9 protein-coding genes and 1 riboswitch are annotated in these 14068 nt (G+C 43.3%); of the genes, 7 read left to right on the plus strand and 2 right to left on the minus strand.

Features of this window, described 5'->3' with window-relative positions; all coding sequences use genetic code 11:
- Positions 1–164: 164 nt before the first annotated feature.
- A complete protein-coding gene (locus BN1765_RS10510) occupies positions 165–2747 on the minus strand; it encodes a bifunctional 2',3'-cyclic-nucleotide 2'-phosphodiesterase/3'-nucleotidase (protein ID WP_050616742.1) in 2583 nt (860 codons plus the stop codon).
- Positions 2748–3148: 401 nt separating this feature from the next.
- Between BN1765_RS10510 and BN1765_RS10515 the strand changes: the two genes are divergently transcribed.
- The 6 genes from BN1765_RS10515 to BN1765_RS10540 all read left to right on the plus strand — a co-directional run bounded on the left by BN1765_RS10515 (position 3149) and on the right by BN1765_RS10540 (position 11380).
- Positions 3149–4867 carry an ABC transporter ATP-binding protein gene (locus BN1765_RS10515; protein ID WP_050615084.1) on the plus strand — a complete coding sequence of 573 codons (1719 nt, stop codon included), beginning with the start codon at positions 3149–3151 and terminating at the stop codon, positions 4865–4867.
- Positions 4868–5048: 181 nt separating this feature from the next.
- Entirely contained in the window at positions 5049–7643 is a 2595-nt protein-coding gene (gene mprF / locus BN1765_RS10520) for a bifunctional lysylphosphatidylglycerol flippase/synthetase MprF (protein WP_050615085.1), read from the plus strand.
- Between the two features lie 79 nt (positions 7644–7722).
- Positions 7723–8094, plus strand: a complete 372-nt coding sequence (locus tag BN1765_RS10525) for a nucleotide excision repair endonuclease (protein WP_147554176.1) — start codon at positions 7723–7725, stop codon at positions 8092–8094.
- Between the two features lie 126 nt (positions 8095–8220).
- Positions 8221–9456 carry an MDR family MFS transporter gene (locus tag BN1765_RS10530; RefSeq protein WP_050615087.1) on the plus strand — a complete coding sequence of 412 codons (1236 nt, stop codon included), beginning with the start codon at positions 8221–8223 and terminating at the stop codon, positions 9454–9456.
- Positions 9437–9898: a GNAT family N-acetyltransferase gene (locus BN1765_RS10535; protein ID WP_050615088.1), complete on the plus strand. Its 462-nt coding sequence runs from the start codon at positions 9437–9439 to the stop codon at positions 9896–9898. Before BN1765_RS10530 ends, BN1765_RS10535 begins: the two co-directional genes overlap by 20 nt.
- Before the next feature lie 312 nt (positions 9899–10210).
- The gene (locus BN1765_RS10540; protein WP_147554177.1) at positions 10211–11380 is read left to right on the plus strand and encodes an acyl-CoA dehydrogenase family protein; all 1170 of its coding nucleotides are present in this window, start codon (positions 10211–10213) and stop codon (positions 11378–11380) included.
- A 181-nt stretch (positions 11381–11561) separates the two neighbouring features.
- On the opposite strand, the gene BN1765_RS10545 is transcribed toward BN1765_RS10540, so the two are convergent.
- Entirely contained in the window at positions 11562–11855 is a 294-nt protein-coding gene (locus BN1765_RS10545) for a DUF6509 family protein (RefSeq protein ID WP_050615090.1), read from the minus strand.
- 260 nt (positions 11856–12115) lie between these two features.
- Positions 12116–12299: riboswitch (Lysine riboswitch) on the plus strand.
- A 159-nt stretch (positions 12300–12458) separates the two neighbouring features.
- Between BN1765_RS10545 and BN1765_RS10550 the strand changes: the two genes are divergently transcribed.
- Positions 12459–13886 carry an amino acid permease gene (locus BN1765_RS10550; RefSeq protein ID WP_050615091.1) on the plus strand — a complete coding sequence of 476 codons (1428 nt, stop codon included), beginning with the start codon at positions 12459–12461 and terminating at the stop codon, positions 13884–13886.
- The last annotated feature ends 182 nt before the right edge of the window (positions 13887–14068 follow it).

Raw genomic sequence — 14068 nt, forward strand, 5'->3', positions numbered from 1 at the left:
CTTTTTCGTTCGTGCCATTCAGTCAAAAGGCGATCAGTATACACCGGAAAGGAAAAACTATTATTTGCAACTGTCTGCTAAGTATTATAGGAAAGCAGAGGATCATATCGTCAAGCATTACTAAAAAGGATGGCCGATTAAATAGCCATCCTTTTTGTATTCCTTTATTTTTTCTCAAGGAGAGATGAAATCACTTTTGCCGCTTGGGCTCTGGTTGCGATAGAAGCTGGCTGGAATTTGCCATTTGTATGGCCTGTTAATATCCCAAGTTCATACGCTGCATCAATCGCTGCTACAAATCGTTTGTTTATTTTCTTTTGGTCTTTATAGGTTGTATGTTTCTTGGCTGTATAGGCTTTGCCTGTTTGTTTTTTGTAGGCAGCCATAACCAATTGCGCCATTTGTTCGCGCGTAATGCCGTCTTTGGCTTTAAAAGCAGCCGGTGTTAAACTGGTTAATCCGTTTTTGTAAGCCAATTCGATTTCTTTTTCCACTGTCAGTGTACCGTCGCTCAAGCCTAGCGCACGCGTCAGCATGGCAGCAAATTGGCCTCTTGTTAATCTTTCATTCACGCCAAATGTGCCATCGGCTTTTCCGCTGATAATATGTTTGGAGACTAATTGATCGATATAAGGTTTAGCCCAATATCCAGCCGGAACATCTGTAAACGTAAGCGCAGGCTCGGGTACTGGAGTCGGTGTTGGTTCTGGTGCCGGGGTTGTTTCAGCCGCTTTGCTCAAATCTAGTTTAAAGATGCCGAATCCTTTGTCATCTGTTTGGCCGGTGTAGGATATATTGTTTGTCTCTTTGGCATAGGTTTCTGCTTTAGGGCTTGTTGTAAATGTGACATTCACCGGTTCTTTGATCGGCGCAATGGACCAGTTATTGTCGGCAGACGGATTGATTTCGCCTTTTTCAGCAATATAATCCATCAGGATCTGTCTGTTTTCATCAGCGGAATCAATGATGATCTTGCTGCCGTTCACGCCAGGGAAGTTGCCGCCGCCAGTTGCACGGTAGTTATTCGTTACGACAATGAAATCCTGGTCTGGATCAATCGCTTTGCCGTTGTATTGCAAATGAACGATCCGGCTGGAGTTAGCGTCATTGATTTTGCCGTCTGGCTTGTATTTGGCCGGTTTGGTGACATCGACCTGATAAGTGACACCATCGATGACGTCAAAGTTAAATACATAGAAGGACGGATTTAATAAAGGTTGTTCTTCTGTTTTCGCAGGATCGATCGTATTGAATTTGCCGGCAGACATCTCCAGCCATTCTTTAACGGTAGAACCTTTGACAAGGATTGCTTTCAACGTATTGTCATATAGGTACAGATCTCCGGCACTGCGGATGGTGATATCGCCTTTTTGGATTTCTGTGTATTCTTCCACGCCGTTGCGCCCTGCTTTAAATGGAGCGCCAACTGATAGGATCGGTGTGTCTTTGTATTGCGGCGCAAAAGATTGAATATGTTTTTCGGCATACCATTTCTGTGCTGCCGTTACGACTTGGATGGAAGGGTCATCCTGTACCAATCCGAAATAGCTATGGATTGGAGCGGTAGTTGTCCCCAGTTTCCCATTTGTGTAAGCGATTACTTCGTCGCTATCTGCTTTAATGCTTTCAGCAAGAGCGCTGTCCACTTCAGCGACTGGTTTTTTGGCAGCATTGTCGTAGATTTGTTTCGTGCTGGATTTGGAATCTACTACTTTCCATTTGCCATCCACTTGCTGCAATGTCAAATCAATCAAGCCAAGTTTCTCGCCAGCTACCCCTGCTTGGACAGCAGGAACGCCATTGATGGTCCCTTTGACATTATCAAGGCTTGGGTCGGTCTTGCCTTCTTTGTCTTTGAAAATGCTATTCAATGACTTTTCATCGCCGGTAGGGAATATTTGATGCGTATGGGAGAATGTAATCGCATCGATTCCCTCGACCTTACTTAAAGGAAGGACAGCATCCTCGTCCATATTATTGGCTTCAGCGGCAGCATTAAAGCCTGAATGTGCCATGGCAATAACGATATCGGCGCCTTCAGCTTTCATTTGCGGTACGAATTTCTGGGCGGTGGCTACAATATCCTTGGAAATGGCTTTGCCTTCTAGATTCGCTTTGTCCCAATTGGTGATCTGCGGTGCAACAAGGCCGAGGTATCCGATTTTCAAAGTGGCTTCTTTGCCGTTTTCATCTGTTACTTTCTTTTCGACAATTTGATAGGGAGTGAAGACATTTTTGTCATTGTCGGGATTATCATCTTTATCATCTACGTAAACGTTTGCATTTACATGCGGGAAAGTAGCGTCATTATACACTTCTTCTAAATAATCCAAACCAAAGTTGAATTCATGGTTGCCGAGGTTGGCCATATCGTATTTCATGCCGTTCATGACTTTGATGACGGGATGTACTTCGCCCTTTTTGACCGGTTTAATCTTTGAAAAATAATTGCCTAGCGGCGTTCCTTGGATTGTATCGCCGTTATCCACCAATACAGTGTTTTTCACTTCAGCGCGTGCTTCTTTGACAAGGGTAGCTGTTTTGGTCAAACCGACTTTGTCATTTGCTTCCCCTTTATAATAATCGTATGGAAGCAGGTTCGTATGTGTATCCGTTGTTTCCATGATCCGCAATTTGACTGTTTGAGGCTTCATGACATCCGCATAGGTGATAGATGGGGCAGCTTGTGGGATGACAATGCCCAGGGCGACCGCCGCGGAGACAATTGCTTTCTTTTTTGCATTCATTTTCTTCAAGATCATTCCTCCTAAATAAGCATGATATGTATGATTGCTGCCAAAATATTGTATACCAACCAAAAAATAATAGAAAGATATTTTAGAAAAAATTCATACATTTCGCTATTTAAAGGCATCAAAAAAGGCACCGTAAACGGTGCCTTTCTGATCGAATTTGAGGCGATAGAATGCGCGCCACATCGCACATTTCCTTAAAGGAATATCTATCGGCTTACACAATTAGCTCATCGCTCCGCTACTATATCACAATAAAAGAAAAAAGGCAATCCCAGGCACTGCTAGACCAGCGATAGCACTATTTATATTTTTCAAAAAATATTGTAGATATCTATTTTTTGCACTATCATAATAGTGTTTGTTACGGATTTTAGGTCTATTGGGGGAAATTTATGATCAAACGCTTTTTTTCTTATTACAAACCATATAAAACGTTATTCGCCATTGATTTTACTTGCGCCGTGTTCGCGGCTGTTTTGGAGCTGGCATTCCCGGTCGCTGTTAATAAGGTGATCGATGATTTGCTTCCGAGTAATGATTGGGGGTTGATTTTGACTGCCGGAGCAGCGTTGTTGGCTTTTTACATCCTAAATACTTTCATGCAATATATTGTGACCTATTGGGGCCATATGCTGGGGGTAAATATCGAAACGGATATGCGCAGGGATTTATTTACCCATATGCAGAAACAGCCATTTGCTTTTTATGATAAGAATCGGACCGGTAAGTTAATGTCCCGGCTGACAACCGACCTCTTCGAAATCGGGGAAGTGGCACACCATGGCCCGGAGGATCTGTTCATTGCCGTCATGTCGCTTTTCGGCGCTTTTGCCCTTATGCTTACGATTAATGTAAAACTTGCATTGGCGACTTTTTTTCTTGTCCCTATCCTAACGGTATTAATCATATTCTTCAATAAAAAAATGACAGGAGTCAACACAACTATATTCCAGAATCTCGGTGAGTTCAATGCTGGCGTGGAAAATGCTGTAAGCGGCATAAGGGTTGTTCAAGCCTTTGCCAATGAAAATTATGAAAAAGAACGCTTCGCCGCTTTAAACGGCACATACAGAAATGCTAAGTTATTATTCTATAAAGTGATGGGAGCTTCTTTTTCGTTCAATTACTTCCTGATGAGACTGATCACGTTATTCGCGCTATTATTCGGTGCTTATTTCACGATCCATAACCAACTAAGTTATGGAGAGTTTATCGGATTCATTTTGTTGACCAATGTGTTTATGCGCCCGATTGAGAAAATAAATGCCGTCATCGAAAGTTATCCGAAAGGCATTGCTGGCTTCAAACGCTTTATTGAAATACTTGATACGCCGCCAGCCATTGTCGATAAGCCTGATGCTGTCGACGTGATAAGCTTGAACGGAATGATTGAGTATCAAAATGTCACGTTTGGTTATGAAGCTGACCGTCCTGTCTTGAACAATATCAACCTGCATATCGAGGCAGGGGAAACCATTGCCTTTGTCGGGCCGTCGGGGGCCGGAAAATCAACCATCTGCAATTTGCTGCCGCGCTTTTATGATGTGCAGAGCGGCACGATTTCCATTGATGGGTTGCCGATACAGGACATGACGCTGGATTCTCTCCGCAGGCAAATAGGGGTTGTCCAGCAAGATGTTTTTCTATTCGCGGGAACGATACGGGAAAATGTCCAGTATGGAAAACTAGATGCGACCGAAGAAGAAATAAAACGCGCTGTTTCGATGGCGCATTTGGATGATGTCATTCAAAAATTGCCGAAGGGATTGGATACGGTCATCGGTGAAAGAGGTGTCACCTTATCTGGAGGGCAGAAACAGCGGCTTGCCATCGCCAGAATGTTTTTGAAGGACCCTTCGATCTTAATCCTTGATGAAGCCACATCCGCTTTGGATACAGAAACCGAATGGCTGATCCAGCAATCGCTGAATGAACTGGCAAAAGGCCGTACGACATTGATTATCGCCCATCGGCTTGCCACCATTAGACACGCGGACAGAATTATTGTTATTGACGAAGACGGGATTGCGGAAGAAGGCACCCACCAGGAATTGATGGACCGTCATGGCGTGTACACCAAACTGAATGAAGCCCAGTTTTCTCTCTACTGAACAAAAGCCGTTATACGCAGAGAAAGGCGTATGGCGGTTTTTGTTTTTAGCCCCCAAAACGAGAACGTAGACGAAGCAGCGGGGCATTTTAAGGTTAAGCCCTTAAAAGGAAAAGGTTTAGGCTTTCATTTCAGTGCAATTATTAAAAGAGAAGGCAGATGCAATCGGGGGAGAGGTGTATATGGAGAAATTTAAAAAGTATGCCAAGGTGATCATACCTATTCTAGTGATTGGTTTTGTTGTTTATCGCTCAGGCACAGCATTAAAATCAATCTCGTTAAAGGAAGCCCTACATACGTTGAAAAGTTTAAGTACGTTTGATACGTTTTTCATTATTATGTATGGGTTGGTCGCCCAATTGAGCTTGTCTTTATATGACTTGGTCTTGGTGAAAGCGATGAAGCTGGAGATCCCTTCTAAAAAGTATCTGCGGACAGGATTCATAGCCAGCAGCATGAATTCGATCATTGGCTTTGGCGGCCTTGCAGGCGCTAGCCTGCGGCATGTGACATACCGCAATTATACGAGCGACCATAAAACATTGCTGCAGAATATCACTTGGATGACATCCGCTTCGTTAAGCGGATTGGCTTTCCTAGCCATATTGGTTGTAGTGCAAGTTTTCCCATCCATGAAGTTTTTGGGGGATAAACCGTGGATCTGGCTCGTTGTCATCGGCATGGCCTGCTTTTTGCCGGGTTACTTCCTGCTCACATACATAAGGGCTAGAACGAGAAAAGACATGGATCGTTCAACCTTGCGGCAATTTTTTAGAATGAATACTTTTTTTTCAGTCGCGTCCCTTATCGAATGGTTATTTGCTGCTGTCGTTGTGTTGATTTTACTGTTTATGCTCGGCATTGATATCCATTTGCCGACTGCCATGGGCATTTATGTGATTTCCTCTATCATTGGCGTCGTCAGTTTCGTGCCCGGAGGGTTTGGCTCATTCGATCTAACCTTTTTGCTGGGTATGAGCTTCTATGGAGTACCGGAATCGGAGACGCTGACTGTCCTGCTGATGTACCGAATCGTCTATTACATCATCCCATTCTTGCTGTCTCTGTTCATGGCAGTGCTTGATCTAACAGGGGCGACCATCAAAAAGATAGAGGATAAGCCCTTTATCGGTCCCGCCATTGAGACGTCGGGCGTCTTATGGTCCATCTATCGTGATATTTTATCCAAGGCAGGATATTGGGCACTGAGCATACTGGTGCTTTATGCCGCTTGGCTCAACTTAACATCCGTCTTTCTCGTGCCGGTTGACGAGCGGATTTTTTCAGTCGGCGTGTTTGATTTCTGCAGTGATGTGATCCTCATGTGTGCAATCATTCTCATTCTGCATGTAAAAGGGATTTATCACCGGACCAAAAAATCGTTTATCTATGTAGGAACGGCACTTGCCCTTTCGATCGTTGCCCATTTGCTGAAGTCGTTGGATTTTCATGAGTCTTTGGTGTTGGCTGTCGTTTTGGGTGTAATGGTCGCTGTCAGAAAACAATTCCAGGTGGAAGATATGATCGTGTCCTTTTTCTATTACATTTGGAACACGGTCCTCGTTGTCTTTATCTTGGCGGGATACTTCATGGCAGGGACGGCTTTATCGACTTTAGATCAGCCAGACAATCTCCGGACATTCGACTCCGTTTTAGGGTCCACCGTCTTTAGCGCCATTTTTATCCCTCTTGTCATGTTTGCTGGCACCTATCTCTTCAACCGGTTCCGCAAGAAGGAAATCGGCATGGCTTTCAACCGCGATACATTCAACGGTTTTCTCCGGACCCATAAGGGAAGTTCACTGGCCCATCTTGGTTATATGGGGGATAAACGCATGTTTTTTTCCAGCGATGGACAAGCGCTCATTTTATTCAGGAAATACAAAAACCGTTTAATTGTGCTGGGCGATCCAAGCGGCAGCAAGGCTTCTTTTTCGCTCGTTTTGAACGAATTCATGAAGGCAGCGAATCGTTTAGGGTATGTGGCTGTCTTTTACCAAATCGACCAATCGTATATGCATCTTTACCACGACTTTGGTTACCGTTTTTTCAAATTGGGGGAAGAAGCCTATGTCGACCTGGATACCTTTGTGTTGACCGAAGATAAAAAAGCGGAGCTTAAGGCTAATGTTCAGCGGTTCGAGAGTGAAGGCTACCAGTTTGAGGTGGTAAACCAGGTAAATGACATGCAATATGAGGAAATCAAACAGATATCGGATGAATGGCTGGGCAAGCGGAAAGAAAAAGGGTTTTCAATCGGGGAATTCCAACAGGCCTATATTCAGGAAGCGCCGATGGCCATTTTCCGCGACCAAGAAGGAAAGGCAGTCGCCTTTGCGACCATTATGCCGATGTATCAGGAGAAAAAGATTTCAATCGATTTGATGCGCTATCTGCCTGATGCTCCTGAAGGGACAATGGAGGCCATGTTTACTTATTTGTTGGGCTATGCCCAAAAACAAGGGTACAGGCAATTTAATCTGGGGATGGCGCCCCTGTCGAATGTCGGAACGCAAAACGAGGCATTCTTTGCTGAACGGATAGCTGCAGCTGTATTTAACAATATTCAGTATATGTACAGTTTCAGCGGTCTGCGCAAGTTCAAGGAGAAGTACCATCCAGTTTGGCATGGCAAATACTTAGCTTATCGGAAAAACAAAACATTGGTTGCCTCCATGATTATGGTGACAAGAATAATTCGTAAAGGGAACGGATCAAGGGAAAAGAAGAACGAATCCAACGTCTTCCCACATTCAGGACGCTCTCTTTCTGATTGATTTTTCATAGGCTGCTATGGCTTTTACTCGTAAAATATGATAGCATTTAACTTTACACATACAGAGGAAGTGAATGAACGTGATTAAAATTGAAATTCCTAATCCGGATGTAACAATTACACAACGTAAACAAATCCGTACAAAAGACGAGCCAATTATCAAAGATATTTATGGGTTTATTGATTTTCATAAAATCCCGCGTGATAAAGGCGGAATCTTCATGTTTTACAATATTCATGATGAGCTTCTTTTCGTCGGAAAAGCCCGCAAACTAAGACAGCGAATCAAAAAGCATTTTGAAGATTCAGTTTCGCCGATGAAGAACCACCGCGATGAAGTCTACACGATCGATGTTTGCATTGTAAATGATCCGATGGAGCGCGATATTTATGAAACGTATTTGATCAATACATTAGATGCCAAATATAATGTGGACAAAAAGTTCAAATAACCGTATAGCAATCAAAGCAGAGCTCTTTGCATATTGTGCAAGGGGCTCTTTTCGTTGCGCAAAAATTCATGTATGATATGGAAGATTATACTAATCTGATAAGTGAAATAAATAGGAGGGAACCCAATGGATAAGCAGCGTCTTCACCCGCTTGTATATGGAGTCATCATCGGTACTTTTTTCTCCCGGCTTTCCTCCTCGATGAGCATGCCTTTCTTAGCGGTCTATCTGACGGTTGCTAAAGGAATTTCTCCGGGGATCACCGGTATGATTATTGGGATAAGTGCGTTGGTGGGCGTATTAACGGGATTTATTGGCGGGCATCTGTCCGACCGGTACGGAAGAAAAACCATCATGCTGGCATCACTCGCCGTCTGGATTGCCGTTTTTTGCGGATTTGCCTTTGCAGACAGCATTCCGGCGTTCTTTATCTGCAATGCGCTAAACGGCGCCTGCAAGTCTTTTTTTGAACCATCCTCAAGAGCGTTAATGTCTGATTATACCCGGAAAGAAAATAAATTAAAGGTGTTCAATCTGCGTTATACGGCGATCAATATAGGAGTAGTCGCCGGACCGTTAATCGGGCTGCAGCTGGGTAAGTCTTCCTTAACCGTCCCGTTCTTGGTGACAGCGGCCATCTATACATTATACGGTCTAGCTTTAATCATGTTGTTCGCCCGCTTTGAACAAAACCGATCAAACCCAGGGCAAACGGCCGTCATTAAACCATCTTCCTTTAAGCAATCAATCGGCCTGGTCGGCAAGGATATGGTATTGCTTTTTACGCTTTTGGGCATGATCTGCGGCAATATCGGATATTCCCAGTTTTCCTCTACGCTGCCGCAGTATTTAGCAAGCTCGGACGCCTTTTTGGACGGTGTGAAGTTGTATGGCTATATGATGAGTTTGAATGCAGTCACCGTCCTCATTTTACAATATCCGTTGCTGCATATCGGCAAGAAATTCTCGGCATTAGTGTCTATCTTTTGCGGCATAGCATTAACGGGCTTTAGCCTATTCGGGTTGTCTTTCATTTCGCATACATGGAGCTTAGTTGTGTGCACCATTGTCTTTACAGCCGGAGAAATTCTTATTTTTACGATGACTGACTTTTTCGTTGACGAAATCGCACCAGCGGAAACCAAAGGCCTTTATTTTGGCGCTCTAAGCTTCACATCCATCGGGCAAGTAATCGGACCAAGTTTTGGCGGTTTTCTGTTAACGCTGTTAGTAGGTACTGGCCAATCCTATGCCTTTATCTGCATGGGCTTCGTTACGCTGCTTGGTTGTTATTTTATTGTACAGGCGAGAAAAAAGATCTTGCAGATAGCGGAGGTTCGCCATGAGCATTTATCGAATTGAAAAAGACCAACGAATTGGGGATGAGGCCATGGACTTGCTGTTGTTGGCTGACCCCTCAGAAGAAATGATTCAATCATACGTAACCGGGAGTACTGTTTTCCAATTAAGGGTCGGCAATGAATTGGCCGGAATCGCTGTTTGTAAGGAGATGACAGCTGATTCCCTTGAAATAAAGAACATAGCTGTCGGAGAAAAACACCAAAAGAAAGGCTATGGAAGAGCCCTATTGGAGGCATGTATTGAGTACGGCAAGCAATCTCCTTATATGTATCTATCTATTGCAACAGGCAATTCAAGCAAGCATCAAATTGCTTTATATGAATCATGCGGCTTTTTGATCCATCATATAGAAAAGGATTATTTCATTAAACATTACCCGGAACCCATTTATGAAAACGGCATTCAGTGCTGCGATAAGGTCGTACTGAGACGGCATATTTGAGCCGTCGTCAATAAAAGACGCCGCTTCAGCAATAGTCTTATGCCAACACAGGGGAAATACTTATTTTAAAAGCGGGAGATACGGCTTTGGTTTGCAGATGAAAAGGAATCAGTGTACTCAATGGACAGAATGGCAACCTATGCGTTTATGAAAAACGATAAAGGCAAATGGCTATGAGCGATTGATCATTCTTATGGTACAGACTTTGTCGCGGGCAAATAGGTGGAAAAACGATGATCATCCATATAAAGTTGATACCAAGAAAAGAAATAGAAAGACTTAGAATTTTTCTGTAGCGGAAGGATGATCGATATGTTTTTTTACCGGAACGAAGAAGAACACTCATTTTTGCAAGAACTCGAGCACACGGCTGAAAAATTTGCCGCCCGCGCCCGCCATTATGATGAAACACGGTCTTTTCATAAAGAGGATATTGAAGATTTAATCAAAATAGGATATACAAAGTCGACCCTGCCTGTTGCTTATGGCGGCAAAGGCTTGGGTGTCTATACGTATTTGCTGGCACAGGAAACGATTGCCCAGTATTCCGGGCCAACCGCTTTGGCGATCGGCTGGCATTGCGGGATTCTTTTGGAGCTTCAAGATCCTAAGAGAAAGTGGGATAAGGATGTCCTTGCAAAGCTCTTCACAAAGGTTAGCAACGGCGCTTTAATCAACCGTGCTGCTTCGGAACCGCAGACTGGCAGCCCGACCAGAGGGGGCAGACCGGCAACTACCGCCATCATGGAAAATGGGAAATGGGTGATCACCGGCAAAAAGACATATACCTCATTGGCGCCGGCGCTCGATCTGTTCCTTGTCAGTGCCTGGATTCCTTCACAGGAAAAAGTCGGCTGGTTTTTAATAGATAGCGAAGCTAAAGGTGTTTCGATTAATTACACCTGGAATGTAATGAGTATGCAAGGGACCGGAAGTGAAGATTTAATCTTAGATCGAGTGTCCGTAGAGGAAAAATACTTGGTGGAATATGCAGAGAAAGGCACAATGTATGACTCAAGCTGGCTGTTGCATATCCCTGCCTGTTATATTGGAATCGCCAAGGCAGCGGCAGACGAAGCGGTAAAGTTTGCCGCCCATTATTCCCCCAACAGCATACAGGGAACCATCAGCGATTTGCCGAATGTTCAAGCTAAGATCGGCAATATGCAATTGGAACTCCTGCAGAGCCGCCATTTCTTATATAGCGTAGCCGCCCAGTGGGAACAGCAACCTGCGCATAGAAAGCAATTAAGGCTGCAACTTGGAGCGGTTAAGACAGCTGTTACAAACCAAAGCATCTCGATTGTCGATCAGGCCATGAGAATTGTAGGGGCTCAGAGCCTGCAAATGACCAATCCGCTGCAACGCTATTATAGGGATGTTAGGGCAGGCCTGCATAATCCCCCTATGGACGACATGGTTATACAGGGATTGGCTCTCCAGCGCATCCAGGAAATGAAAAAAAGCGTCAAGACTAACTAAGGAACCGTTTTGGTTTAAAAGGACAATGAGAGTACTCATAAAAGGTTCAAATCGCATTGGATTTGGATCTTTTATTTAAAATAAAAAGAGGCGCTGGCGGCACCTCTTTTTTGATCGTTTGTTTACTTTTTTATTCTAAATCCAGACTTGTTAGCTTGGCATTTAGGTAGTTTTGGTCTCCTTAGAGAATTTCTTCATAATGTTGCATGCAGAAGTTTTCTAACAGAGCTAATTCATCCTCTTCCAGCTCAAAATCCAACGCTTTGTTTTCGCTGCGTTCATGCAAGGTGTATGATAGAATCTCTTTTTGGTCCCCGTCTACTTTGAACAACACGCGTACATAGACTCCGTTTTCGTGAAATAGCTCATCGTCTTCAGGTACGTCTATAAATAACAAGAACTCATATCGATTTCCAGGCAAAATGCCAAATTGGTCATTGATTAGTTCGGCTTCATATTCTGTGATTTCAATCATTTTTTACATCCTTCCTGTTCAACTGTATCTATTATATCTATAAAAGGGCCGAATGGAAAGAAGGGAGGGCAAGCGGCATACCATACTGGCATTAATTGCATGCCTCAATAAGTTTTTCTTCTTGAAAGTAGTGGGTATAGGATTCATGTACACTTACTAAAAACCATTCCATCCAAATCCTTTGCTTGCCAATTATCTATTGACGGATCTTATTGATTACTATACGATAATAGTGTTAATAAATGATCCTCATCAGATGAAGGTGAGGTAGAGGTTGCGGTTTTTAAGAGTACATAGAAAGAGAGACAGAAAGCTCATTGACGTCTATGGAAAGGGAACACCGCCGAAGCGCTGCATGATTTCTGCATGCGGAGAGCTGGGACTGTGCCATAATAGGGACAGGACTGTCATGGTGAGCGATTGCCATGAAGAACTATCACAACAAAGTCTGATGGTGCCGTTGGTTTCTGTACATACAACACACCATTTTATCGGTGTGTTTTTTTGTTTGTGAAAAAAGGCCAAAACTCTACCAACATCAATGAGAATTGTCTGTTACTAACTAGAGAAATCCCTTCATTAGGGAGAAGAGGAGAGTTTCAAGTGGGAAATCAACAAAAGTTGGGCTTTTGGATATTAACATCATTAGTAATCGGAAATATGGTCGGATCGGGGATTTTCATGCTTCCCCAATCATTGGCGACCGTAGCTAGTCCTGGCGGGGCTATTCTTGCTTGGGTATTCACTGGATTGGGTGTTTTGTTCGTCACATTGGTTTTCGGTAATCTGGGTAAAAGAAAACCTAAGCTGCAGGGAGGACCGCAGATTTATGCGAAAGAATTATTCGCCAAAGGTTCAAACGCAGCAACACTATCAGGTTTTATGTCAACATGGGGCTATTGGATCGGTAACCTTGCCGGAAATATTGCGATCATCACTACATTTGCAAGTTATCTATCAACATTCTTTCCTGTTTTAACTAGCCAGTCCACCTGGTTTTCAATAGGTAACTTTGAATTAAAGGTTGGGAATGCACTTACGTTTGCTGTTTGTACGATTGTCTTATGGGGGACGCACTTTATCGTTCTACAAGGCATGGAAGGAGCCGGTAAATTAAACTTGGCAGCGACTATTGCCAAAGTGGCAGGCTTTGTTCTTTTCATCATTATCGGGCTTACCGCTTTTGAAAAGAGCAATATCGTTCCTTTCATTACTGATCAGGTTTCCCAATCGGGCCACACAACGGGATTGCTGGGACAAGTCAATGCAGCGGCTGTTATTACATTATGGGCATTTGTAGGCGTTGAATCTGCAGTCGTATTCGCTTCAAAAGCAAAAAAGCAGTCCGATGTCAAAAAAGCGACGATTCTAGGTTTGTTGATTGCGTTGGCTCTTTATATCGGCATTAGCACGCTTGTAATGGGCATTCTTCCGCACGATCAGCTGGTCACATCCGAAAAACCATTAATTGATGCGATTACATTAGTAATGGGACCAATTGGCGGAAAATTGATTGCAGCCTTAGGATTAATCAGTCTGATGGGCTCCACAATCGGATGGGTTATGTTATCAGCGGAAATTCCTGCTGAAGCTGCTAAACAGCGATTGTTCATGCCACGTTTCATGCAGCAGAACAAGAACGGACTTCCTGTCTTTTCGTTGATCGTCACCAATGGATTGGGACAGTTGTTCATATTTTCAACCGTTTCGAATTCGATTTCGACAGCTTTTAATTTTGTCATCTATATCGCAACCTTATCTTACTTGGTACCATATTTGATTGCTTCGGCATTCCAATTGAAATTGGTGTATACAGGGGAAACATACGAAAACGGCATGCATCGGTTCGGAGATGGTATTATCGGTTTTATCGCCTGCACATATTCCATTTATGTGCTGATTGCCGGAACAGCCGACATCAAGACCTTTATATTCGGCATGCTGTTATTATTCAGCGGTGTTTTCTTCTATAAATTCATTAAAGATGAAGAACAATACCATTTGATTTATTCTGACATAAAAAAGCCATAGTGAGATCTTAACATGATTTAGAGTCCAATTCGCATATGAATTGGACTCTTTATTTTTGCAGTGGATAAATGAGGACATAACTCCAGCTAAACGATTCATGTTAATCGATTATGATCTTTATTGGTTGTTGTAACTTAGCCCCAAAGAGAACATATGTTCCTTTGTAGTGGAAAGAGCACTAA

The organism is Bacillus testis (assembly GCF_001243895.1).
GTDB classification, from domain to species: domain Bacteria; phylum Bacillota; class Bacilli; order Bacillales; family DSM-1321; genus Bacillus_AD; species Bacillus_AD testis.

What these genes read in the sequence shown, in the direction of transcription:
- BN1765_RS10540 (WP_147554177.1), top strand. Translation starts at nt 10,211, where the DNA reads ATGTTTTTTTACCGGAACGAAGAAGAACACTCATTTTTGCAAGAACTC.
- BN1765_RS10510 (WP_050616742.1), bottom strand. Translation starts at nt 2,747, where the DNA reads ATGAATGCAAAAAAGAAAGCAATTGTCTCCGCGGCGGTCGCCCTGGGC.
- BN1765_RS10530 (WP_050615087.1), top strand. Translation starts at nt 8,221, where the DNA reads ATGGATAAGCAGCGTCTTCACCCGCTTGTATATGGAGTCATCATCGGT.
- BN1765_RS10545 (WP_050615090.1), bottom strand. Translation starts at nt 11,855, where the DNA reads ATGATTGAAATCACAGAATATGAAGCCGAACTAATCAATGACCAATTT.
- mprF (WP_050615085.1), top strand. Translation starts at nt 5,049, where the DNA reads ATGGAGAAATTTAAAAAGTATGCCAAGGTGATCATACCTATTCTAGTG.
- BN1765_RS10535 (WP_050615088.1), top strand. Translation starts at nt 9,437, where the DNA reads ATGAGCATTTATCGAATTGAAAAAGACCAACGAATTGGGGATGAGGCC.
- BN1765_RS10515 (WP_050615084.1), top strand. Translation starts at nt 3,149, where the DNA reads ATGATCAAACGCTTTTTTTCTTATTACAAACCATATAAAACGTTATTC.